We start from the raw sequence: 25,280 nt of genomic DNA, 5'->3' as shown, positions 1-25,280 counted from the left end.
TATCAGAATAAAATACAATAGTCAATAACTATTTTAATATTTTTTCGTAGTCGAAGTGACAGGTTCTATAATATTACATAATAACATTTTATCTGCTAACACTTTCCTTCAATTGTTTAACACTACGAATCGCTGCTCCGATTTCGTTAGGAGGTAAAGATGAAAAGGAAGAGCGGTGTACTTTAATGTCCGCTGTGATATTTGGTTATAAAGATACATTGAAAGTCGTCAAGATAGAGAACCGGCAACTTTTGTTACTGAAAGACATCCTTTTTTGCAGCCCCATCAATAAAAACACAGTTACGCTACACATCTATGAAACATTGGCGCAACCATGGAAGTAATTCAAATTTTGATGGGAGCATGATAAATGTGTAACTACTAGGAAAATATCAGAAGTACGTTTAGCTTATTTAAAATCGTTAAAATCATTGAATCGAAATTTCAAACTCAGACTTAAATAATATATAACGAAACCAGACACGTTTTTTGAACGTTCTGGTTTCTTTTAAATTAATATTTATTTATCTACATTAAAACCTTTTAATAAATCTGCAAAAGCATTATTCAAAGGCTCTGCTTCTTTCTCTTGCTGCTTCATGTACTTTTGTACACTACGTTTATCCACTTTACCTCCACCTTCTTTTTTACGGCGAGCTTCAAAAGCAGATAACTTCTCACGATAGCCACACTTACATACGAAGATTTGACCATCACCTTCGCCACGTAATTCAAGCTTTTTCTTACACTGAGGACAACGTGCATTCGTCACACGCGACACATTCTTACGGTGACCACATTCACGATCTTGGCAAACAAGGATTTTACCTTTTTTCCCGTTCACTTCAAGCATTGGCTTACCGCAATCAGGGCAAGTTTTTGTTGAAATATTATCATGCTTAAATCTCTTATCGCTATTTTTAATATCAGCTACAATTTCTTTTGTATGTTGCTTCATTTCATTAATGAAGGTTTCTTTTTTCAGTTTGCCTTTAGCGATTAATTCTAGCTTTTGCTCCCATTCGGCTGTTGTTTCAGGAGATTTTAACTCATTAGGAACTAAATCAAGTAACTGACGACCTTTAGAAGTGATATGAATATCTTTACCACGCTTTTCAATTAGGAATGAATTGAATAACTTATCAATAATATCGGCTCGTGTTGCCACCGTTCCTAATCCACCTGTCGATTTTAACGTATCAGCAAGCTGCTTATTTTGCGTGTTCATATACTTTGTAGGATTTTCCATTGCCGATAAAAGTGTAGCCTCAGTAAAACGTGCTGGAGGCTTCGTTTGCCCTGATGTTTGAGTAATTAAATTTACTTTTAATACTTGGCCTTTTTCGAGACGAGGCAATAATTGCTCCTTCACATCTTCGCTTGATTCCTCATCATCAAAGCGATTTGAGTAAACTTCTTTCCATCCGGCAGAAATTACTGTTTTCCCACGAGCAATGAATTTTTCGTTGCCAATTTGACCTTGCACGGTTAACTGTTCATATTCATAAGCTGGGAAAAGCACCGCTAAGAAACGTTTTACAACTAAATCATAAATTTTACGTTCTTTATCGGTAAAGTTTGCAAAGTTCACGTATTCTTCTGTAGGAATAATTGCATGGTGATCAGATACCTTGCTGTCATCCACAAACGATTTATTCGCTTTAATTGGTTTTGAAAGCACTTTGTTTGCTAACGTTCGATATTCTCCTATACCGCATGCTTTTAATCGTTCTGGAAGGGTGCTAACGATGTCTGAAGATAAATATCGCGAATCAGTACGAGGATAAGTAAGCACTTTATGAGACTCATATAGTTTTTGCATGATATTTAATGTTTCTTTGGCTGAGTATCCAAATATTTTATTTGCATCACGCTGTAGCTCCGTTAAATCATATAACCCTGGAGAGAAAGACTTTTTCGGCTTACGTTCAATCTCGATTACTTTTGCATCTTGTTTATCTAATGAATTAACAATAGCATCCACTTTTTCTTTACTAAAGCTACGTGAATTACCATTCGCATCTTGCCATGTTAATTTTAATTCTTTTGTTTGTGCCTCAATTCCATAAAACGTTTGTGCCTTGAAGTTCTTGATTTCATCTTCACGAGCAGCAACCATTGCTACTACAGGAGTCTGCACTCGCCCTGTATTTAGCTGAGCATTAAATTTAGTAGATAGCGCTCTACTTGAATTCAATCCCAAATACCAGTCTGCTTCACTACGAGCTACAGCAGCTTGATATAGATTGTCGTAATTCTTTCCAGGTTTTAAGTTTGCAAAACCATCTTTAATTGCCTTATCAGTAACAGATGAAATCCATAGACGCTTGATTGGTTTATTCACTTTCGCACGATCAATAATCCAACGAGCCACTAATTCCCCTTCACGTCCGGCATCTGTTGCGATGATAATTTCATTCACATCATTACGTGTAAGTTGAGATTTAACTGCATTATATTGCTTACTTGTTTGTTTAATTGTTGTTAATTTCAGACGCTCTGGTAGCATTGGTAAATCTTCTAAGTTCCACTTTTTATATTTTTCATCATAGCTCTCTGGGTCGGCTAAAGTGACTAAGTGGCCTAAAGCCCATGTAACAATATATTTATCTCCTTCAATATAACCATTCCCTTTTTTGTGACACTTCAGCACGTTTGCTATATCACGTGCAACTGAAGGTTTTTCTGCTAACACTAAACTTTTAGCCATATATAACATCCTTTCGTACTTCCTAATGTTTAATATAGCACATGCTTTATACTTAAACTTCTTTTAAGCAAATCAGAAAATTAACTGTAAATTAACAGGAATTCTCTCTTAGATGCTATACAACGATTATTAGAGCTTCGCGGCGAAGGAGATGGTCAAATCCTTGTATGTAAATGTGGCTATCGTGAGAAGTTATCTGCTTTTGAAGCTCGCCGTAAAAAAGAAGGTGGGGGCAAGGTCGATAAACGTTCCGTACAAAAGTACTTAAAGCAACAAAATAATGAGGAATCTGTAAACAACGCACTCGCTGAAATCCTAAAAGGTTAAAGTTTGATAACTATAAAGAGCAAATTCACACTGAATGTGAATTTGCTCTTTTATTATGCATACTCAAATCCTCTCAACATATCTTGAATTAACTGAATATTCCATATATATAAAAGGAGGTTTTTAATGGAAGCAAAAAATTTTAGGCCTCGTAATGTGATTTTTATGACCATTGTTGTTGGTGTATCTGTGTTAATTGGTCAATTAATTTATGTGTTGTTTATTGATGTGCCATTCCCTTAGTAGCCTTATATCTTTAGCCGTCTGAGTAAATACTTTTCATTTTCTTTGATTTCCAAATGATTCGGTTTCCATTTTCGTGCCTCTAAGTTATGTTGATAGGCATTTTCGAATAGCCGTAACTCCCTATATAACAGACTTAGTTGTAAATGAGGTAACCATGTTGAGTAAGCTCGTTTTTGAATAGTCATTGAATCGACCGAAGCTTGTTGCAAAGCTTGTGAGTACCAGTAGATAGCCTCTTTATGTTTTGATTGCTCCATAAAAAATTGGCCCATTCGGCAACATGCTTCTGGCTTTGGTCGGTCATACAAGAAAGATTGTAAAATAGCTTGTTGAGCGTGATTATCATCCTGTAACAATCGAAAGCATTCCCCTATATGCAAACATGCTTCAATGCGATCATCTGTAGTGCCTAATTCGCTATCCAGAAATGTATTGTATTGATTAATGGCCTCTAGATAACGTTTATGCAGCTTTAATTCATTTGCATAATGAAATGAATCCCTTGCAGAAAAAGTATGTCCCTTTTGAATTAATCCTTCATAGATACATAAATTGCGATGAAGATCCTTTGTTAACGGTAAATGTGTAACAGCGATATCACTGTGAAAGAGCTGGCCAGATACCTTTAAAAATTCATGGACAGCACCCTGCCATTGAAAATGATTGGCTCTTTTTACTAGACGATACTTTCGCTCACTGCATTCCACTATTCCATCATCATCTAATACTAGGTAATGATCCATAGTGACAGCATCAACAGTTGGGTACAATGATTGCTTTAGAAGCAATAGTTTATGTTGGTTTTCCTTTGTCATAATATCGTCTGCGTCAAGCCATAGAATATAGTCTTTTGTTGCCTGTTGAAAGGAAAAATTGCGTGCTTTTGCAAAATGATCGCACCATGGAAAATCAAAAATGCGAGAGGTGTAATTTTGGACAATATCTTTTGTACGATCAGTTGAGCCTGTATCAATAATATTCATCTCATCCACTATATGCCGAACCGAATCTAAGCATCTTTCAATCGTACATTGTGCATTTTTAACAATCATACATAAACTAATCGATACCATCTTTCCCCTCCTTATCATGTAGTAATATACTATGCTAGTTCATCCCATTTTCGAAACAATTTTTCGTTATCCCCCTACTTTCTGGCTGACATTGTAAAATAAAAAAACGAACGCTGAACACGCTCGTTTTTCATTCTATAAATATTGCTCACGCCACATCAATTGTTCTTTATCGGTAAGTTGTTGTTCTAGATGGCGGTCCCATTGATTTAATAACATATTCCACACACGAACAAATAGGATATCCTGCTCCTTATCGTAAAGTATAAATTCTAAGCATGGACTATCATTAATTTGTTGGGCTTCTACTTCAACAACTCTTGCAATAATTCTTTGTGAGTTGCCCGTTTCTTCTTCATCCGCTTCTTGTAAGGCAGCTATAATCAGTGTTTCATCAAATTGCTCCTGTTGTTCAGCTTCCTTATCCACATAACGATAAAGCTCTGGTAACTCATCGTATTCATCGTTATTTACATCACTAGTCAGAAATGATTGATGGCAAGGACTAAAGTAAAGAGTAGATGCTTCTACTTCTAGCTCCTCTTCAAAGATACCTTGTTCAAGCTGTTGCTGCCCTTTTTCTGTTAGCTTAAAAAAGCCTTCCTCATTTTTCATAAGACCAACGCGAATCATTAAAGAAATCAGGTCTTCGATAAATAACGGATCTACAAGCAATAATTCGCTCAATTCCTCCACACTTCCAAAATCAGCCTCTTGAATGCTTAGTAGCAGCATTGTCATTAAGACATCCATCGTGGAACGGCGAACCGGCTCGTAAGTTACATCCACTGTACGAATTGGAATACACCACTCAGCAGTATTGATAATTTTTATATTGCGATTTTGTTGCAGCTCACGCATTAATCGTTGCTGTAATTTTGACACTTTAAATCACCAATCCTTCATGATTACGCAAGCCCTCGTAGGATTTTACTGTATTTAATAACTTGGTATACATATCTCTTGTATCTTGATGTTTTGCACGTTTCGCAAACATTTCTGAACTTCCTACAAGCAGTAGTAACTCCCGAGCGCGGGATAGAGCAACATTTAAGCGACGGTAATCTTTTGCAAAGCCAATATCTCCACCCTTTGGCGTATTACGTACCATACTGACAAGTATCACGTCCATCTCCATTCCTTGGAACTTATCCACTGTCCCTGTTCTGAATTGTAAATGTGGTAACTGTAGTTCCTGCTGGAGGAGACGATTTATTTTCTTCACCTGCTCACCATAGAAGCTAATGACCCCGACGCTTTTCAAGGCATCCTGTGGCATACGCCCAGCTTCTTTTGCTGCCTGCACGGCATCATTTAAGTCTAGCAATATACGACGAATTGTTTGTAATTCACCTTCATTAAAACGACTTGTACCACCCTTTACCTGCTCCTCTAAATAAGGTTTCTCGGTTGGAATATCAATCCACAATAAATGGTCATCACGTTTTACAAATTGCCCCTCTAAACCATGGTCTCTCGCAGAATCCGAGTCTGGCAAGCCACATTGCAAGCCATTTTCTTCTTTCGCATAAAATGGCGTAATACTTTGCATAATTTTTTCATGCATGCGGTATTGAAGAGCTAGCATTTGCTTATGAGTTTGAGGCAGATTATTGAATAAGCGCTCAAATAATGATTCACGAAGTAAATTTTTTAACTCCTGTGCGCCTTCAAAATTTGGATTTTCTTCTAACATCGCCTTCAATGTTTCCTCCAATGTATCGTCACCAAGTAGGGGCGGTAGCTGGTGATGATCCCCTACCAAAATAACCTTTTTCCCCTTCAGCATTGGTAATAATAATTCTGGTGGTGTTGCCTTTGAAACTTCATCAATAATGACAACATCAAAGGTTGGGTAATTTTCCATAAACTCTTTACTCGCCGAAGCTACACATGTGGTACCAATAACATTTGCATGTCGTACATATAATTTTCTAATCTCATCTAAATCATATTCGGTAGCATTTTGTAGCTTTTCTCGCCATTGCTCTTGCAATTTTTTTCGAAGTGGTAGTTGTTTTTCCTGACGCTGTAATTCTTCAATAGCTTGCTTTGAAGTTTGAATAGCCTCCCTAACCTCTTCTGCTGTGCGTTCTGGTGTCGACTGCAATAGCTTCGTGTAGATGGCTAGTTGCTTTTCTTTTTTCAATCCAGCCACATTGATCTCCTTTAACCGCTCTTCCATTTGTGATAGCAGTAGATCTACTTCCTGCAAGCTAGTTTGTACAGTTTGAAGGGAAGCTTGTTTGGGTACTAATTGAACTCTAGCCTTTTCAACTTGTTCTAGTTGCTGATTGGCTTCCTGAAGAGATTCTCGTAATTGTCCCGTAAGAATTTTTAAATATTCAACGGACTCCTCTGGTACTGCTTCTATTAGGAAGTTACCCTCTAGCTGTTGTAATCGCTCTGTATGCTGTATAAATGGCTGCAATTGCCGTTGTATGCTTTGTACATCAAAACTTGTAATTGCACACTCTTGATGTATTAAACTAACAACATTTTTTCGAAAGGATTCGTATTCTTCGTCTTTATGCGCTTGTTGCTGCTTAAGTGCCATCCCTTTTTGCCATACAAAATCACGACGCATATAGAGTCCCAGCAAATAGCTTTCAATTTCATGAATGTCAGGTGTTTGATCGTCTTGAAATGCCTTGTTTAACTGAGCAAATACACCCGTAAGATTTTGTAAAGAAAATGATTGGACAGGCTGTAATCTACTTTTTGCCTGCGCCTGCTCCTTCACATCATCAGACACTAACGCCTCTAGCTTGGCTATGGCCTTTTGAAGACGGCTATTGATGGTAGACCATGCCTCTAAATCTTTTGCATCCTCTAGATGCTGTATTCGATTTATTTGCTGCGAAAGAACATGAGAAGGACGAATTTGATAATGCTGTAAATATCGTTGGATACGTTCATAGGAAGTCAATGTATGCACATACTTTTGCGCTTCCTTCATGATGATGAGACGATTATTTTCTATTTCATGTTTTTCTTGAATATCCTGGAATTGTACAGCTAATTGCTGTTTTTGCTCCAGCAATTCTTTATATTGAGTAGCTGCTTCTAATTGCTCCACTTTTTGTGAAGTCTCTTGAATGGTAAGCTGTAGATCTTCAATTGAAGGATGGTCAGCAAGTGTCTGTTCAAGTTGCTGTATAATCGGCTCTATTTGGGCGAGCTGCTTCTCATAATGCTCTTTTTGAGCTTCATATGTCTGTTGCTCTGTTTTCGCAGTTTTTAAGTCTTTTTTTAACGCTTGAATTTCCTGCTGAAGAATTGGTTCTTCAATAGCAGCTTGCTCTTTAGCGGTCATCTCTTGCGCCAGTTCCTCAAGCCATAACTCTAATTTTTCAAGCTCAGCTTTTGCTTTAGTCAGATTGTCCTTGAACATCTGCTCACGTTCAGGAAAGACCAAAATTGCCTCTTCAATTGCTGCCAATGTTTGCTCACGCCACTGTAGAGCCACATTTTCTTCAATAAATTTTTTTCCCTCTTCCTCAATACTTTCCGTTCTACCATAGCGTAAAATCCTAATTTCTTGATTGGAAAGAAGCCGTCCTAAAGCATTATCTACTGCTAGATTTGACTGAGATGCAACAAGCGTTTTTAAACCAGCTTTCACATTTTGCTGACAAATCTCTGAAATGACAGTTGTTTTCCCTGTACCAGGTGGACCTTGAATCACATATAAATCTTCAACAGATAGAGCACCTAAAACCGCTCGTCTTTGATATTCATTTAAATGATTGTGAAATTCAATATCTTCACGAAGCTTCGATGCTCGTACAGATGGTCTTTTTTCAAATAGGATCGTCTCTAAATTAGGATTAACAGCCTCACCCTTTTCTAGCTTAGTAAAGCCATTCCGTAATCTTCTAATTTGACTTAATGTTGCAAAATTGCTGAAGCTCGCTTGTTTCGAACGAAGATTAAGCTGATCCTTACGAGCCAAATCTTGTGTAAAGGGCTTTAAATCAATTTCAACTATTTGTTTTCCAGCATGAGCCTTTAATACTTGTCCTATTTCACCGCGGACTCCTTGTATACTTACACTCAAGCCCTCCAATTGCTTCCATTCCTTATTCTTTATGTAAGGACATACGAGCGTTAAGCGTGTGAAATCTTCATTGAAATAGCTCTGCTTAAATTCACTATGAATATCGTCAATAGTTGCATCGCGCTCTTGTATTTTTAAATAACCTTCCCAGCTAGCAATACGTTTTTTTACATATTCAGTCCGTTCTTCTGCTATCGGTAGCTGTCTGATCTTCGTATGAAGCTCAAGTGGAACACCTGCTCCGTTGTTAGGCTTTGTAACAAATTGCAGTGCTGCTGCTAAGCGTCGATTTGTGTTAATCGGACCTCGCATATGCACAAAACGAATATTTGTCGCCAGTAATCCTTCTAGCTTTAGCACACAGTCCATAATCACTGTTTTCTCAGGAACAATATCACTTAACTTTTCATTGTCTTCAGCATTAAAATAGATAGATAAAAATATTTCACCCACTGTTTTTGCTTTGCGTTTTTCTATGTAGACAGTAAAAGATTTTTGTAACGCAAAAAAGGCATGCTCGTTTGCTGAGCATTCCTCTACCGCTTCCTTTGCCTTATTAGTCAAAATAAGACAACAGCGTTGTTTTTCTAGTAAAGCGATGTCCTGCATGAGCAGCCCTCCTTCCAGTGTCACTAAAGTTTTATTTTATCACATACTAAAAGAATACTTACAAAGAAAAATCCCCTGCACAGTGATTTCTTACCACCATGCAAGGGTGCTATTAATGTTGATCGATTGTTTCCTTCGGCAAGTTCTTGCTCATCTCACAGTATTGAACAAATACACGCGCTAATTCACGTAAACGGCTATGAACATCTTCATCTACAATATGATTATCTGCATCAAAATGGGATGTATGTGTATACACATAGTTTGGTGTCACAAGAGCACGGAAGTAGTCTAAAATAGGCTTTAATTGATTTTCTACTACAAGGTGATGTTGATATGTGCCCCCATTTGCAACTATAGATACAGGTTTATAGCGCATTGTTTTAGGATGTAAGAAGTCAAATGCATTCTTCAAAACGCCAGGGATAGATGCTTGGAAAATTGGTGTCGCAATAATATAAGCATCCGCTTCCTCAAATTGTTGAATCATTTTTTTCATATCTTCATTTAACGGTGAGCCATCTACAATTTGATGTTTATATTCACTAAAATGCATCATTTCTAAAACGAAACTAGCATCTAATTCTTTAATATATTGTTCCACTTGCTCTAAAATAGCACCAGTTTTTCGACCAAACATTGTGCCATCAACGAGTAAAATTTTCATCTTCACTTTGCCTCCACATTCATCTTCTACAATAATATTGTATCAAATGAAAAGTGGCTCGGAAAGAACAGGAGTGAGGAAAGCTAGAAATTCAGTCTTTAGGCGGAAAGCAAGAAAAATTACTCTTTATCATATGGTCTGAAATGAACTTCCTTATCAACCACCTCATCTGGGATATTATATTTCTCGCGATCAATCACTACATCGCGATTGACCTTGTCCTCTTCATGAAGCGAATCTGCTTTTTTTATTTTATCCCAATTAAATAGCGTCTCCCTAGAAACATCTTTTTCTGACGTTTCTGGAAATTCCAATGCTGCTAATACATGGGAAGGATAAATGGTCACTGGTTGTTGTTTGCCGTGTAGCGCAATAATCATCATTGCCTTTGCTACTTGAGAGGCTTCAATGGCTCTAAATCTCTTTAGTGGTCCTATTAAAAAAGGCTTGGCTATTTTTAATACCTTTTCTCCAGCCTTTTCCCCTAAACGAAATTCATTCCGTTCTCCTACTAAGAGTGAAGGACGGATTATAGAAAGCTGCTGTAAGCCCAACTCCATTAAATCATGCTCTAGCTTTCCTTTAACTCGGCTATAGTAAAAAGGAGAACTCTCCTTAGCACCCATTGCAGTGATAACAAGAAAATGGGGAATTCCACGCTTTTTTGCCAATGAAGCAATCGCTAAAGGATATTCAAAGTCTACCCTTTCGAACACCTTTCGTGACCCTGCCTTTTTTATAGTTGTACCTAAACAGCAATATAGTTCATGCGCAAATGCTATATCTTGTTCCTCTAACCTATCAAAATCACGAATTTTCACTTCTAGCTTAGGATGCGTAAAAGTTGGTTTTCTTCTTGTAATTACTGTCACGGATACATATTCATCATTTTCACATAATTGCTCTACAAGAGAGGAGCCAGTTAATCCCGTTGCTCCAATTACAATTGCAGCACGCATACCCATGCCTCTTCCCTCCTTCCATAACCACCATCTTTGTTATGTATCGAAATAAACTCACTATATATATCGACCACATTTTTTGATGATTAAAAGCTATTTATCGTATCTAAAAGATAGCTATTTGAAAGATTCACTTAAAAAGATCATTTATCAAATCCTAAATTTTACACATACTTGCTCTTTCTTCACCATAATTTAAAGAGACAGAGGAAAGGGTGGGATACATTTGCAAAACGAAACGCAAGCAATAGTACCGAAAAAAACGATTGTTTTCATTATTGAAAGCTGTATTGATAAAGGGCTGTATCCTTTTGAGCGGGTTTCAACATTAGCTAAACTACTGACGAATGAGAAAGTTTTTATATTTGTAAAAACGCCTTCAAATGAAGGGGTTCAAATTTTAATTAATGAAGGTCTAACCCCTGTTTTATTTGATCATTTTAATGAGCTTCCTAAGCAAATGAAAGGCATTCAGCCAGATTTAATCGTCAGAGATGGCCGCAATTCTGAGGCTTGGCAAGTACAGGATTTACGACCTTTCTGCAAAACGATTCTTCACTTTGATGATTTTGGTGAAGGTGGTCAAGCCTGTGACTGTGTACTTCTAGCACTCTATCACGAGGTAAAAGATTATTTACCGTCTCATTATATTGGGGGGAGCTTTGTTTTTGCATTACCCGAAGACTATCAAAACTTTAGCGATAGACCTGAAAGCAAAACACCTGAAAATCCTCCCCATATCGTTGTAGCTTTTGAAGATGGGGACGAGCATAATTTAACCTATCGTACCCTGCGACACTTAACACAGCTCCAAATTCCACTACAAATTACAGTTATGATTGACGACAGCTACCGCCATGCGACAGACGACTTACAAATGATGGTACTAAGTCGTCGCAACACAGCCATCCTTCGTGATAAAAACGCGCTTCTCAAACTTTTACCAAAAGCAGATGTTATTATTTGCAATGCCAATTATACGCCTTATAAAATTGCCTCTTATGGTGTGCCATGCATTACGCTTGCACAATCGGAGGCAGAGCTATTACATGCTTTCCCAAGAGAACAGAATGGTTTTATTCATCTAGGGCTAGGTCGTAAAATGAAACAATCACAAATACAAAATGCTGTTATGGAGTTTCTTTTACATGAAGCACGCAGTGAACGTGCCGTAAAAAAACAACGCCAGCTCAATCTCGTTAGTAATAATGAAACACTCTTAGAGCTACTTTTAGACTTTGCTTATGATCGTCATAATATCGCTTCTACTTAGTGCTACTTCAAAGATGATTATGATACAATATATAAGAAATTTTCACTTTAGCATCTCATCTTATAAAAGTTGGGAATTAGGTAAGTTCATTTTTTTTCAGTTCCCGATTGATTTTAATGATATGCGGTGGGGGATCAATAAACCCCCATCGCTTTTTACACGCATTCGCTATACAAATACGCTTAAAAAAGGAGCAACCATCATGCCAACCAAAAATGATTTAGAATATCAAATTAAAGAATTAAAAATGGACTATATCAATTTACAAGGCGATATCGAAAAACTTGAGTCAACAGGACACAACGATCAAGTAGCACAGGCAGAGCAACGTCTTGCAAATATGGAGTCGAAGCTTGCAGAGCTGAATAAGCAACTAGCAGAACTATAAAATGGAAACTTGAAAGATAGTTGGAGGAACATATATGGCAATTTTAACAGTAGAAAATTTAGGTCATTCATTCGGAGATCGTACACTTTTTAAAGATGTATCGTTTCGTTTAGTAGAGGGTGACCATATTGGACTCGTTGGGGCAAATGGTGTAGGTAAATCAACTTTAATGGGCATTATCACTGGTCAAACAATTCATGATGAGGGAAAAGTGGAATGGCTCCCTGGTACACATTATGGTTATTTAGATCAACATACAGTACTCACAGCTGGTAGAACGATGCGCGATGTATTGCGTGACGCTTTTCTACCCTTGTATAAAAAAGAAGAGGAACTCAATGAAATTACAGGTAAGATGGCTGAAGCTACACCTGAAGAATTAGAAGTTCTATTAGAGCAAATGGCTGAAGTTCAAGATGCGTTAGATGCAGGTGACTTCTATTCACTCGATATGAAAATTGAAGAAGTTGCGCGCGGGCTTGGGCTCGATGCTATTGGCTTGGAGCGAGATGTGGCTGCCCTTTCTGGTGGTCAACGTACAAAGGTTTTACTAGCTAAGCTGTTATTAGAAAAACCAAAAGTTCTATTATTAGACGAGCCTACAAACTATCTTGATGAAGAACATATTACATGGCTAAAAAACTATTTAAAGAACTATCCATATGCCTTCCTATTAATTTCGCATGATACAGAATTTATGAACGAGACGGTGGATGTCATCTTCCAACTTGAATTTTCAAAGCTAACTCGTTATACAGCAACCTACGAAAAATTCTTAGAGCTTGCTGAAATCAATAAGCGTCAGCATATTGACGCGTATGAAAAACAACAAGAATTCATCAAGAAGCAAGAGGATTTTATTGCCAAAAATAAAGCGCGATACTCTACTACTGGCCGTGCTAAGTCTCGTGCCAAGCAGCTTGACCGATTAGAGCGAATTGATCGCCCAGAAACTGCTGTAAAGCCTGAGTTTGGTTTTAAAGAAGCACGTTCGTCAAGTCGCTATGTGGTAGAGGCTGAAAATTTGGTGATTGGTTATGATAAGGACAAACCATTACTTCCCCCACTCACTTTTGCTATTGAACGAGGAGAGAAGATTGCTTTAGTCGGCATGAATGGTGTAGGTAAATCAACATTATTAAAAACAATGCTTGGTAAAATTAATCCTTTAAATGGCAAAGTGATTCGAGGAGATTATCTTTATCCATCTTATTTCGAACAAGAGGTAAAAGCGGAAAAAATTACACCCATTGATGATGTGTGGAACGCCTTCCCTTCAATGGAGCAAGCGCAAGTTCGTGCTGCCTTAGCGAAAGCGGGCTTAAAGACTGATCACATTACACGTCCACTGAATTCATTATCGGGTGGAGAGCAAGCGAAAGTTCGTTTATGTAAATTAATGATGGAAGAGGCGAACTGGCTTCTATTTGACGAACCGACGAACCATTTAGATGTCGATGCAAAAAATGAATTAAAACGTGCGATGAAAGAATTTAAAGGCACTATTGTACTCGTAAGTCACGAACCTGATTTCTATGATGGTCTCGCTACGAAGGTCTGGAATGTCCAAGATTGGTTCACTTCAGGACAACAAGGCTAAATCTAAAAGGGTAGTCTCAAAGATGATTTGAGACTACCCTTTTCCTATTTGCCAAATTCCACAAATATTTTTAAGTTTCCATGTATAATTCTCCTCATTTAAACATACTATAATCAGTGGACTGATATTTTTTAGCTCGTCATTTCTCTCCTCTTGGACAAGCCTATGCTTCATGTAGTCCCTATTCACTTCCCTAAACTTACATCATTGTAAGCTGTGAAAATGAAACTTTTTTAGGATGATCTTCGTATATGTTAATATACCTGAAAAAAATCATGGTGTTATAGATATTTTTTTAAATAGCTATTGATTTATATATAGCTTACTAGTAAGATATATATATAAACAATTTACCTTACTGATAAGATATTTATAAAATATAATCTAAAAAAGAAAGCGAGGAATGAAGAATGACAGTTACAATTTACTCACAAGCGAGCTGTTCTTCATCCAGAAAAGCACTTAAATGGTTAAAAGATCACAATATTGAATATAAAGAAAAACGTATCACTTCTCATCCACTTACACTTGCAGAATTTAAAGAAATTTTAAGCATGACTGAAGATGGAACAGATGAAATTATTGCAACAAATTCGAATGATTTTAAAAATTTAAATATCGATATCGACCAACTTTCTATTCAGGAGCTTTTTGCTATTATTCAAGCACACCCAAGAATGTTACGTAGCCCTATTTTAATAGATGAAAAACGTATTCAAGTTGGTTACAATGAGATGGACATCCGCCGTTTTATCCCGCGTAAAGTACGTGCTTACGAATTAAATGCGATGACAAGATTGGCACAAGAAAGTTAAAACAGTTTTGGAGATGACCTTCTATGGATCAAGAAAAACAAAAAGCCATTACCTCGTTGTTTGAAGTTGTTTCATCCATTGAGCGTAAGTGGGCGAACGAGTGGAATAATCATAATGCGCTCGGCTTTTCAAAATCCCATATTTTAATTTTAGACTACTTATCGCAGGAGGGCCCTAAACGCCCTTCTGCTATTGCTGAGCGGTTAAAGGTAACGACAGGTGGCGTCACCGTTTTAACAACGAAGCTTATAAATGCTGGCTTTATTGAAAAAACACAGCACGCTACAGATCGACGAGCGTCACAGCTCGTCATAACTTCTGAAGGCGAGAGCATCTTAAAAGAATCTCGTCAACAGGTTAGTGAAATTATCAACAATATGTTTGGAATGCTCACGGCTGAAGAACTGCAAACATTACGCACTATTTTTTCAAAATGTCTATTGGATGTTGATTCCAATCGGCCAGAATAAAGAAATAAAAAGATGCATCGCAATTATTTGCGAATGCATCTTTTTTTAGATTAGTCGACTGAATACTTCCGTCTAAGTACGTATGTTGTGCGACCAATCAGCTTTCATTACGCTGGTAGCACAGATTCCACAATGGCTGTATCTGACATCAGCATTTCTTTTAATCGAGCCTTTGCACGGAATAAACGTGATTTCACAGTACCAATGGAAACTTTCATAATTGTAGAAATTTCTGCAAGTGAATATTGATCTATGTAGAAATACCATAAAGTCTTTCTATAGATGCCATCTAATTGCTCCATTTTATCTTGTACTAGTTTTGTGACAATATCCTTTTCAACCTTTTCTTCTGTTGAAATTTCATTATTGGGAACCAAATCTAATATCGGTACGTCTAATGTTTCAGGTTGGTTCATCATATATTTACTACGACGAACCTTTTTACGATAGCGATCTCTGAATGTATTCATTGTAATGGTTGTAAGCCAAGCCTTAATATGCTCTACTTCAGCTACGCTGTCTTCATAGCGTACAACCTTTACCCAAACTTCTTGCATTAAATCTTCAGCCTCTACATTATTGCGAGTTAGTTTTAAACATAAGTGATATATATAACGATTGTATTCCTCGTATACGCCTTCTAATTTTTCATTCATTGTGTATGCCTCCGCTTCTTGTTCTTGCTTCTATACACATTCTCGCAAAATAATGTATTACACTCTATCGTATTGGCTTTCAATTTCATTACAATCGTGTAAGCTTAAACACTTTTGCTTGTAATATTCGTAAAAATTGTTTTACTACTATATTACTCAGCCTGTATAACACTGCTCTATAACATTAAACTTCTATTTTCATTACTATATTCATAATAATAATTATTGGAAAATTAAAAATCTGCCACTTTAACAATGACTTGTAAAGTAAGCAGATGTATTTCATCTAGTGGGAAACCCCCTATTTTTCGCTTTGGCTAACTTAATAGTCCTAATCGAAAAGCCGAAGCAACGACCTGTGTTCGATTCTTCGCTTTGAGCTTTGTCATTAAACTACTTACATAATCTCTGACTGTATGCTCACTTAAAAATAGTAATCCCCCAATTTTTTTATTGTCATATCCCTCTGCAAGCAGACCCAAAATCATGGACTCCCTTTCTGTTAAGTGAAGTTCTGTACTCTTTTCAACCTTTTCACCCTTACGTGATAAAAATAACCCCAACCGCTTCCCTACTTCTTCAAGTAACAATAATTCATTCTTCGTACAATCAAATTCTTCACCTAGCTGGTCAAATGTTAGCCATCCAAATAATTGATCCTGTTGAATAATCGGGATAAATATAATCGACGATAAATTAAATAATTGTATATGTTCTTCCTTCACATAATTTTTAGGGTTTTTCAAATATATAGGTTTTCTTGAGCCGAGTACGGTATTTTCACTGGTTAGCTCCCCTTTCATGCTTTGAACCTTTGGAAGCTCTGCACCAATAACCCCGTAAAATTGATTGGACCAAGGCACATAGGCATAAAATACACATCTTTTATAAGTAAAATACTCTTCACATTTCTTTAAAATATAGGCTAAATCCTGATAACCAGAGGAACTGATGAGCAATTTATCGAGTTTATCCAATAATTGTAGTCGCCTCAACTCCTCATTTTCAGGAGTAGTTCTACGACTATTTTTGTGATCTTCTTCGTCATTAAAGTAAAGCTGTACTAAAAATGTAAATATCGTTAGTACATACATTAGAATGGCATGCATTCGACTAATTTTTTGCTGAATCATGAAAGTAATCAATGATTTCTCTAAAATCAATTGGAATAGATGAAAGCTTCTCGTATCAATAATAGATAGCTGTGATTGAAGCCATGTCTTAAAAAAACTTCTAAAATCATCATTTAGCTCTTCGATAGTTGAATGCGTCATTAAATGTAGAAAGGAATCCAGTAGCATTGCCACTCTTTCTCGATCTGCTTCAGCAATAGAAGGGTCTAGATTGAGGTAAATATTCGTATTCTCTTCAATTTGTTTACTATGAATTTTGATAAATAACACAAATTCTTGAAGTGTCATTTGTTCAAAGGATTGAAATAAGTGCGTCATAGGAAATTCCTCTCCTCCTTACTAAAAATACCCCTATAAATGAAGGGTACTCCATCACTATATTATACAGCATCTTATAGGATAGTATTTCAAATTGAAAGGAGTAAGATGAAGCTATCGCTAAAATAAAGCGAATACATTTGAATCCTAAGGTAACCATATAACCAGAAATAATGGAAGGTGCGTGCTTGAAATGAGACTTGAAAATAAAGTAGCCGTTATTACAGGCGGAGGTACAGGCATCGGGAAAGAAACTGCACTATTATTTGCGAAAGAAGGAGCAAAAATAGTCATTACTGATATAAATGAACAATCTGGGAACGAAACAGTTAGCTGCATCCAAGCAATTGGAGGCGAAGCCTTATTTGTACGTCATGATGTTAGCAATGAAGACGACTGGAAAAAAGTTGCAGATATAACGATTCATACATTTAAAAAAATTGATATTCTTTTCAACAATGCAGGCATTTATATAATTAAACCACTTGCAGAAATTGAACTTTCAGACTGGAATCGCTTAATGGCCATCAATGTAACTGGTGTTTTCCTTGGCATGAAGCATATCATGCCGCTTATGGCCAAACAAAATAATGGCTCTGTCATTAATGCTTCTTCCATTGCAGGCTTAACAGGTGCTGCTGGACATGTTTTATATGGCGCTAGTAAAGGTGCCGTACGCATTATGACAAAAGATGCCGCAATGGAATATGCCCCATTTGGTGTCCGAGTAAACTCTATTCACCCTGGCTATATCGATACAGGAATGGCCGATTATGCATCTGCAACAACTGGAAGCTCTAAGGATGAATTAGGAAAAAACTTATTCCCATTAGGTCGTTTAGGTTCTGTAAAAGAAGTGGCTCAAACAGTACTGTTCTTAGCTTCTGATGAATCCTCTTTCTCAACCGGTGCCGAATTTGTTATTGATGGTGGAGCAACTGCAAAATAATTATAAAGGTGGTCATTAAAATGAAACTAAAAGATAAAGTAGCAATCGTCACAGGTGGCGCTAGTGGTATCGGTGAAGCAACAGTTCGCCTCTTTGCCCAAGAAGGTGCTCAAGTAGTCATTGCCGATTTTTCAGAACGCGGACAAAATATCTCCGAACAATTGAATAACGATGGTTATGATACGCTCTTCGTAAAAACGGATGTAACAAGCGAAGATGATATTAAAAACATGATTAATGAAACCGTTCTTAAATATGGAAAACTTGATATTATGTATGCCAATGCAGGTGTAGCTGACGATGCACCCGCTCACGAGTTATCATTTGAAAAATGGAAAAGAACAATTGATATAAATTTATCAGGTGTATTTCTTTCTGATAAATATGCCATTGAGCAGTTCCTTGCGCAAGGAACTGGTGGGGTCATAGTTAATGCTGGCTCTATCCATAGTTTTGTTTCCTTACCAAATCCAACAGCCTATTCATCTGCAAAAGGTGGTGTAAAACTATTAACACAAAACCTATGCACAGCTTATGCAAAACAAGGTATTCGCGTAAATGCTGTATGTCCTGGCTATATCGATACACCTCTATTGGCTGAAGTAGACGCTCAAAAGAAAGAATATTTAGCTTCCCTTCATCCACAAGGTCGTCTTGGTAAACCAGAAGAGATTGCCAAAGCTGTTTTATTCTTAGCAAGCGATGATGCAAGCTTTGTTAATGGTACAACACTCCTTGTTGATGGCGGCTATACTGCTCACTAATAAAAAACTAAGGGTCTGAATTCGGCATCGTTCCGAAATCAGACCCTTTTTATTTGATTAAAATTCTCCCAGAGCCAATCCGTCTAGATCATAACCTGAAGCAGTAAGCTTTAAAAGCAGTCGTATTTTATGGTAAAACAATATAAGATTATTTAATGGCACTCCACATGCAGGTATTTTTTCGATAATATAAATATTAATATATTTTAAAGCTAAAAGAGTTGCTATTGGATGAAATGCTTTGTACTTTTATTACATCAGTTATTATGAGGTTGAGGGGTGTTTTATAATGAGTTTAAATGATTGGTTAAATGAAAAAGTTCCAGAAATCACAAGTTCATTATGTGATATTAATCGACAGTATGTGGATATTGAAAATTCAATTGGCTTTGTTGGGCGCAATAAAATTTATAAAATCTTAGATAATTTTCATGAAGTGCTGTTTCCGGGTATCCATACTGCTCCACCGATCGATACTAGACGCGTTAATATAGTAAGTAGTAATAAACTACGTGAAACGGCATTGGATTTACGGGATATTATCGAAAAAGTATTAATTTACAATTTGGAATACAACAGCAATCTTGAAAACTGTACTTGTCAAGAGGATGCAGATCGCATTGTGATGGATTTAATTTCGCAATTTCCAAAAATCCGTAAAACCTTGCAAACGGATATTCAGGCAGCGTACAACGGAGATCCTGCTGCCCTTTCCACAGAAGAAATTTTATTAAGTTATCCTTCGATTGTTGCGGTATATATTCACCGTATTGCACATGAGTTATATGAAGTGGGCGTACCAATTGTCCCACGTATTATGTCTGAGTATGCACATAGTTTAACAGGAATCGATATTCACCCAGGCGCGACAATTGGTGAATCCTTCTTTATCGATCACGGCACAGGTGTCGTAATCGGTGAGACATGTATCATCGGCAATAATGTCAAAATATATCAAAGTGTCACGTTAGGGGCATTAAGCTTCCCTCTTGATGAAAATGGCAATCCAATTAAAGGGATTAAACGTCATCCGAATATTGAAGATAATGTCGTTATTTATGCGGGTGCAACCATTTTAGGTGGCGAAACGACCATTGGTCACGATTCAGTGCTAGGCAGTAACATTTGGCTTATGAATTCAATACCACCATATTCCCGTGTTTACAATTCACCACCAACTCCTAACATTAGTAGCAGTAAATCGAACAATGTTTAATACTGACACGCTTTAATTAGACGGCAAAATTGACCTTCCATTATAGACACACCTACTGAAAGACACTGCAAAGGATTTTCTACAGTGTCTTTCATTTTTTCCTACACGTACCCTTCCATTTCATAGCTTAATACAATGAAATACAACCAATAGCCTTGCTATAAAAATGTTGCAGTTTTCCCCATTAGAGCTTATTTATTTATGAACCCATGCTAATACTTTCTAGTTTTGATATGCTATACTATTTCTATTATCGAAATATATTAGAAAGAGGGATGCTAGATGACAAATTTACAGCAAATTGATGCTTATTTTGCTGAACATCGTGAGGCTCATTTAAACGAATTGAAAGAGTTTTTACAAATTCCAAGTATTAGTTCTTTATCTGAGCATAAGGAAGATATCCAACATGCAGCACAATGGCTCGCTAATGCATTTGAAAAATTAAATCTTGAGAATATCTCTATTACTCAAACTGCAGGTCATCCAGTTGTCTATGCTGATTGGTTACATGCGGAAGGCAAACCCACTATATTGTTTTATGGTCATTATGATGTACAACCTGTTGATCCTTTAAATTTATGGGAGAGCGAACCTTTCAATCCTACCATTCGCGACAATAAATTATTCGCTCGTGGTGCCAGTGATGATAAAGGGCAAGTATTTATGCACTTAAAAATGATTGAAGCTTTATTTGCAACAACAGGAACTTTACCCGTGAACGTTAAATTTATTTATGAAGGTGAAGAAGAAATTGGTAGTCCACATTTACCTTCCTTTGTTGAAGAATATAAGGAAAAATTAGCGTCGGATCTAATTTTAATTTCTGATACTGGCCTTTATGGTCCTGGTAAACCTGCAGTATGCTATGGCTTACGTGGTTTAGCAGGTATTCAAATTGATGTGCGTGGAGCTAAAGGAGATTTACACTCAGGTCTCTATGGTGGAGGCGTGCAAAATGCCATCCATGCATTAGCTGAAATATTAGCATCCTTCCGTGATGAGCATGGCACAATCCAGGTGGAGGGTTTCTACGACAATGTATTACCTTTAACAGAAGAAGAACGTGAAGCTTATCGCGCGCTTGGTTTTGATGAAGAGTCAGTTAAACAAGAGGTCGGTGTTAAAGAACTATTTGGTGAACAAGGGTTTACCTACCTAGAACGTACTTGGGCTCGTCCAACATTAGAGGTTAATGGGGTCTTTGGTGGTTTCTCTGGAGAAGGCATCAAAACGGTATTACCTGCTGAAGCAGGCGCTAAAATCACATGTCGTCTCGTCCCAAATCAAGAGCCTGATGAAATCGTGGCCCTATTAAAAGCCCACGTTGAAAAGCATAAGCCCGCTGGAGTAGAAATTAACATTTCGGAATTTGATAAAGGCCCTGCATTCTTAACACCATTTGATCATCCTTTCATTCAAGCAGCTGGACGTTCTTATGAAAAAGTTTATAATGTGCCTACTGCTTACACTCGTGGTGGTGGATCTATCCCTATCGTTGCTGCATTTGATGAAATTTTAGAAATCCCTGTAGTATTAATGGGCTTCGGTTTATCTAGTGAAAACTTCCATGCTCCTAATGAGCATTTCCATTTAGAAAACTTTGATAAAGGTTTACGCGTTTTAAGTGATTATTTATATGAAGTTTCGGAATTAAAAAAATAATTTTTTTTGATTCCATAACAAATCCCCTCAACTACTTCAGTGAGGGGATTTTCTTTGGTGCTTTATGCAATTACTGGCCAAAAACTGTAACAATTTCAGCTGATTTTTTCCGTTCTTTTCCTTTTGGCACTTCATCAAAATAACCCACTTGTAGCATCGCAATAACACGTTCACCCGGCTGTACCTTTAAGGCTTCGCGGAACTTTGGATTATCTAAAAAGCCTGGTGTTTTCCAGCAAGAGCCTATCCCTCTATCCCATGCTAACAGTTGCATATTTTGAATAAAGATACTCGCTGCACCATAATCCTCTAAACGCTCTTTTTGACGAGCATCCTCAGGTACGATAACAAAGGCATAGCCACCAGGTAACGTAAATTTCAACATCTGCTTTGCCAAGTCTTCACTTAGAAGCTCTTGCCATTTCGGAATCGTCAGGTCGCGTAATAAATGTTGTAGGTCTTCTAATTCCTTCCCACAGGCTACCACTAAGCGCCAAGGCTCACGGTTACCGTGGTTGGGTGCCCAAACTGCATCGTCGATAATGGCCAATAAATCGTCCCGATCTACAGGTTGACCATTAAATTTTTTAATGGAACGACGTTGAATAATTGCATCTCTAACCGATAAAAATTGTTCGCTCATATATCCATTCTCCTTCTACCACAAGACAACCTTTTAAGTTTATCTCTTCTACCCTCACATTATCATAAAATGATATGCTTTAAAACTACCTCATCCTAAGCAAAGCTATCCTCTATATGATAGAAAAAGTAAGTCATGCTTGGTGTATAGGCTGTGGAGTCCTCATAAAAATACGGTCGATTAATACTATCTGAAGTATGGGCATTTACATAAGGAATCCCGTTTTGAATACTAGTAACAATAACAGAGTGATCGATTCTCCCATTTCCTTGAAAATCATAAAAAATAACATCACCCAACTCCAGCTCTTCAGCGGTTTGAACACGTGTACCCTTCAACCCTATCGTTGAGCCTTCTAAATACCACCTTAAAGAGTGTGCAACAGACCAGCTAAAGCTCCAATTTCCTTGTTGAATCCACCAGCCCTTCTCTCTACTTGGTGCCCCTCGCATTGGTGCCCCACCTGCTAATAAACATTGTGATATATAGTTGGTACAGTCTACATCAAAGTTAGGAAAAGCTGGATTACGTCTATTCCACCACAAATTGGCATACTGTACAGCAGCTTGCCTATTATACATCTTTGCCATACACCCCCTCCTTATGCCATCATATGTCTCTTCAAGTATTTCTATTAGTTAGGTCCTTACTCATATTATTGTCGAAAATAGGTATAATCAGTATGTTCCTTTCCATTTTTAAGATCATTTTTGCTACAATAAGATTAAAAGAAATGTATGATTTTATTTTAGGACCAGAAGGGATGTTAAATGTGAAGCAGCATGCTGAGAAAGAAATTTTACAGCCTACTCTTTTATGCGATAAAAAGGGTAATTTAAATCCAGCAGCCATCGGATTTGCACGTAAACCATTTATCAATAGCAATTTAAGCGGCCATCTCATGCGCAAAAAGAAATGGAACTATTGGTGTGTCTACGGTGATGAAATCTTATTTTCCGCTACGATTAGTCATCTAGATTATGCAGCAGTCTGCTTCGTCTATTTCCTTGAATATGAAACGCAGCGCTATTTCGAAAAAACGATTACCATTCCCTTCGGTGGTAAATTAAAAATGCCTACACAGGTTTTAGAATCTGTATCGTTTAAAAATAGCGAAATGATGATTGATATACTATATGTACAAAATGAAACGCACCTATCCGTTTCTATTCCAAATTTTGATGGAGATATTTTACGTGCAAAGCTTATCATTCAACATCCCGCTACAGACGAAACCTTAAATGTTGTCATCCCTTGGAATCGTAAAACATTTCAATTTACAGGAAAGCATCATACACTCCCTACTTCAGGTGTTGTCACAATTGGTACTCGTCGTTATAATTTTTCGGCAGAAGAAAATTTTGCTGTCTTAGATTACGGTCGAGGTGTATGGCCGCGTGAAGCGGTATGGAATTGGGGAATGGCCTCTCAACGGGTCCGTGGAAGAAGGATTGGACTTAATTTAGGAGGCAAATGGACAGATGGAACAGGTATGACTGAAAATGCTGTTTTTGTTGATGGTAAAATGACAAAAATACATGAGGATTTATTGTTTGATTATGATTCAGAAGATTACATGCAGCGCTGGAAAGTTAAAACCAAATTCTCTCATCAAGTGTCACTAACCTTCTCTCCGTTTTTTGAACGTGTAGCCTATACAAATGCAAAGCTAGTAAAATCAGAAGTACATCAATTATTTGGTTATTATGACGGTTCCATTTTGCTCGACAATGGTGAAACATTAGTTATTCGACAAATGCTTGGATGCATTGAGGAACACCAAGCAAAATGGTAATACGAACCTTATAGAAGACGCCGCGTTCCGTGGGCTATACTTACATAAACATTCCACGGAATTCGAGCGCCTCTCCTCACATTGTTTTAAGTAAGGGCTTTTAATATTTTCTCTGGATCATCAGTAAATATCGCTTGTATTCCTAGTTGCTGTAAGTATCGAGCATCCTGCTCCTCGTTGACTGTATAAACACGTACAGATGCCCCTTCAGCGAGCGCTAGTTTTACTGATTTACGATACGCTGTAGGCAAACTAACATGGATGCCTTTAGCAGGAATGAGCGCAACGTAAGTCGAAAAATCCACTAAAACTTCTGCAAACAATGCAGCAATTTCAATATATGGTGCAATTTGAGCGACTGTTTGCAACGATTCATGATTAAAAGAAGAGATAATAACCCTCTCAGTCATTTGTTGGGCTGCTACTTCCTTTAGTACTAATGTCTCGATTCCTTCATAGGCAAACACATCTGTTTTTAGCTCAATGTTAATACGATGATTGGTACCTACAAATTGTTCTAGTACCTCCCCTAAGGTCGGAATCACTTCTCCACTATAATCCAATGAGTACCATGAGCCAAAATCAAATGTACGTAATTGCTGTAACGTAAAATCTTTTACATAGCCTGAACCATTGGAGGTACGGTTAATGGTTTCATCATGAATAACAACGACCTCTTTATCTGCTGTTAAATGAACATCTAGCTCAATCCCTGCTATAGGAAGCTTAGATGCTGCTTGAAATGCAGCAATTGTATTTTCCGGGTAGCTTGCAGAAACACCTCTGTGTGCAAAAATATCCAAAATATTAAACCTCCTCTTTTAGTAATATTCCTTTAAAACCCCAACGTAATAGTAACATATTCAGCTTTTAAGCTTTCACTTGATGGTAAATATTATATATAGTAGTATGATAATCTACTTTGAAATTGTAAGTACCTA

The 25,280-nt window shown here is 37.2% G+C and carries 21 protein-coding genes and 1 pseudogene; 11 read left to right on the top strand and 11 right to left on the bottom strand.

What is annotated here, in order from left to right; all coding sequences use genetic code 11:
• Positions 1-520 precede the first annotated feature (520 nt).
• Positions 521-2,710 (bottom strand): DNA topoisomerase III, encoded by a 2,190-nt coding sequence (locus ACE1MS_RS01970; RefSeq protein ID WP_197148806.1) that lies wholly within the window; start codon positions 2,708-2,710, stop codon positions 521-523.
• Between the two features lie 126 nt (positions 2,711-2,836).
• Between ACE1MS_RS01970 and ACE1MS_RS01965 the strand changes: the two are divergent.
• Positions 2,837-3,037: pseudogene (locus tag ACE1MS_RS01965) on the top strand (hypothetical protein); the annotation flags it as partial.
• Between the two features lie 248 nt (positions 3,038-3,285).
• Here the strand turns inward: ACE1MS_RS01965 and ACE1MS_RS01960 are convergent.
• The 5 genes from ACE1MS_RS01960 to ACE1MS_RS01940 form a co-directional block, all read right to left on the bottom strand.
• Positions 3,286-4,356, bottom strand: a complete 1,071-nt coding sequence (locus ACE1MS_RS01960) for a glycosyltransferase family 2 protein (RefSeq protein ID WP_036160704.1) — start codon at positions 4,354-4,356, stop codon at positions 3,286-3,288.
• A gap of 135 nt (positions 4,357-4,491) precedes the next feature.
• Positions 4,492-5,241: a hypothetical protein gene (locus ACE1MS_RS01955; protein WP_012292651.1), complete on the bottom strand. Its 750-nt coding sequence runs from the start codon at positions 5,239-5,241 to the stop codon at positions 4,492-4,494.
• 1 nt (position 5,242) lies between these two features.
• Entirely contained in the window at positions 5,243-9,025 is a 3,783-nt protein-coding gene (locus tag ACE1MS_RS01950; RefSeq protein ID WP_447402660.1) for a DEAD/DEAH box helicase, read from the bottom strand.
• Between the two features lie 112 nt (positions 9,026-9,137).
• A complete protein-coding gene (locus tag ACE1MS_RS01945) occupies positions 9,138-9,692 on the bottom strand; it encodes an NADPH-dependent FMN reductase (RefSeq protein ID WP_031418398.1) in 555 nt (184 codons plus the stop codon).
• Between the two features lie 119 nt (positions 9,693-9,811).
• Complete coding sequence (locus tag ACE1MS_RS01940; protein WP_012292648.1) at positions 9,812-10,657, bottom strand: oxidoreductase; 846 nt, start codon at positions 10,655-10,657, stop codon at positions 9,812-9,814.
• A 223-nt stretch (positions 10,658-10,880) separates the two neighbouring features.
• Between ACE1MS_RS01940 and ACE1MS_RS01935 the strand changes: the two genes are divergently transcribed.
• From ACE1MS_RS01935 to ACE1MS_RS01915, 5 genes are all read left to right on the top strand, one after another.
• Positions 10,881-11,927, top strand: a complete 1,047-nt coding sequence (locus ACE1MS_RS01935; RefSeq protein ID WP_012292647.1) for a PseG/SpsG family protein — start codon at positions 10,881-10,883, stop codon at positions 11,925-11,927.
• 202 nt (positions 11,928-12,129) lie between these two features.
• A complete protein-coding gene (locus ACE1MS_RS01930; RefSeq protein WP_008176146.1) occupies positions 12,130-12,315 on the top strand; it encodes an SE1832 family protein in 186 nt (61 codons plus the stop codon).
• Positions 12,316-12,349: 34 nt separating this feature from the next.
• Positions 12,350-13,915 carry an ABC-F family ATP-binding cassette domain-containing protein gene (locus ACE1MS_RS01925; protein ID WP_012292646.1) on the top strand — a complete coding sequence of 522 codons (1,566 nt, stop codon included), beginning with the start codon at positions 12,350-12,352 and terminating at the stop codon, positions 13,913-13,915.
• A gap of 410 nt (positions 13,916-14,325) precedes the next feature.
• Positions 14,326-14,730 carry a transcriptional regulator Spx gene (gene spx / locus ACE1MS_RS01920; RefSeq protein ID WP_008176149.1) on the top strand — a complete coding sequence of 135 codons (405 nt, stop codon included), beginning with the start codon at positions 14,326-14,328 and terminating at the stop codon, positions 14,728-14,730.
• A gap of 23 nt (positions 14,731-14,753) precedes the next feature.
• Positions 14,754-15,200 (top strand): MarR family winged helix-turn-helix transcriptional regulator, encoded by a 447-nt coding sequence (locus ACE1MS_RS01915; protein WP_031418395.1) that lies wholly within the window; start codon positions 14,754-14,756, stop codon positions 15,198-15,200.
• A gap of 107 nt (positions 15,201-15,307) precedes the next feature.
• Here ACE1MS_RS01915 and ACE1MS_RS01910 read toward each other — a convergent pair whose 3' ends face one another.
• Together ACE1MS_RS01910 and ACE1MS_RS01905 are read right to left on the bottom strand one after the other, a co-directional pair.
• On the bottom strand, positions 15,308-15,856 hold the full coding sequence (locus tag ACE1MS_RS01910; protein WP_008176154.1) for an RNA polymerase sigma factor: 549 nt from the start codon (positions 15,854-15,856) through the stop codon (positions 15,308-15,310).
• A 317-nt stretch (positions 15,857-16,173) separates the two neighbouring features.
• Positions 16,174-17,307, bottom strand: a complete 1,134-nt coding sequence (locus ACE1MS_RS01905) for a LuxR C-terminal-related transcriptional regulator (protein ID WP_198696114.1) — start codon at positions 17,305-17,307, stop codon at positions 16,174-16,176.
• A 193-nt stretch (positions 17,308-17,500) separates the two neighbouring features.
• On the opposite strand from ACE1MS_RS01905, the gene ACE1MS_RS01900 reads away from it, so the two are divergent.
• From ACE1MS_RS01900 to ACE1MS_RS01885, 4 genes are all read left to right on the top strand, one after another.
• On the top strand, positions 17,501-18,256 hold the full coding sequence (locus ACE1MS_RS01900; RefSeq protein WP_031418392.1) for an SDR family NAD(P)-dependent oxidoreductase: 756 nt from the start codon (positions 17,501-17,503) through the stop codon (positions 18,254-18,256).
• 20 nt (positions 18,257-18,276) lie between these two features.
• A complete protein-coding gene (locus ACE1MS_RS01895) occupies positions 18,277-19,020 on the top strand; it encodes an SDR family NAD(P)-dependent oxidoreductase (RefSeq protein ID WP_031418391.1) in 744 nt (247 codons plus the stop codon).
• A 289-nt stretch (positions 19,021-19,309) separates the two neighbouring features.
• Complete coding sequence (gene epsC, locus ACE1MS_RS01890) at positions 19,310-20,236, top strand: serine O-acetyltransferase EpsC (protein WP_031418390.1); 927 nt, start codon at positions 19,310-19,312, stop codon at positions 20,234-20,236.
• A gap of 282 nt (positions 20,237-20,518) precedes the next feature.
• Positions 20,519-21,901 (top strand): dipeptidase, encoded by a 1,383-nt coding sequence (locus ACE1MS_RS01885; RefSeq protein ID WP_012292640.1) that lies wholly within the window; start codon positions 20,519-20,521, stop codon positions 21,899-21,901.
• A 70-nt stretch (positions 21,902-21,971) separates the two neighbouring features.
• Here the strand turns inward: ACE1MS_RS01885 and ACE1MS_RS01880 are convergent, their stop codons facing one another.
• Both ACE1MS_RS01880 and ACE1MS_RS01875 read right to left on the bottom strand, forming a co-directional pair.
• Positions 21,972-22,544: a nitroreductase family protein gene (locus tag ACE1MS_RS01880; RefSeq protein WP_012292639.1), complete on the bottom strand. Its 573-nt coding sequence runs from the start codon at positions 22,542-22,544 to the stop codon at positions 21,972-21,974.
• A 95-nt stretch (positions 22,545-22,639) separates the two neighbouring features.
• Positions 22,640-23,134 carry an amidase domain-containing protein gene (locus tag ACE1MS_RS01875; RefSeq protein ID WP_012292638.1) on the bottom strand — a complete coding sequence of 165 codons (495 nt, stop codon included), beginning with the start codon at positions 23,132-23,134 and terminating at the stop codon, positions 22,640-22,642.
• A gap of 182 nt (positions 23,135-23,316) precedes the next feature.
• Between ACE1MS_RS01875 and ACE1MS_RS01870 the strand changes: the two genes are divergently transcribed.
• Complete coding sequence (locus tag ACE1MS_RS01870) at positions 23,317-24,339, top strand: DUF2804 domain-containing protein (RefSeq protein ID WP_031418389.1); 1,023 nt, start codon at positions 23,317-23,319, stop codon at positions 24,337-24,339.
• An 86-nt stretch (positions 24,340-24,425) separates the two neighbouring features.
• Here the strand turns inward: ACE1MS_RS01870 and ACE1MS_RS01865 are convergent, their stop codons facing one another.
• Positions 24,426-25,142, bottom strand: a complete 717-nt coding sequence (locus ACE1MS_RS01865; protein ID WP_012292636.1) for a glycerophosphodiester phosphodiesterase — start codon at positions 25,140-25,142, stop codon at positions 24,426-24,428.
• Positions 25,143-25,280 lie beyond the last annotated feature (138 nt).

The sequence above is a fragment of the Lysinibacillus sp. fkY74-1 genome, assembly GCF_053165895.1.
Note: the sequence above shows the minus strand (reverse complement) of the source record. Positions and strands in the feature narration are given on the sequence as shown.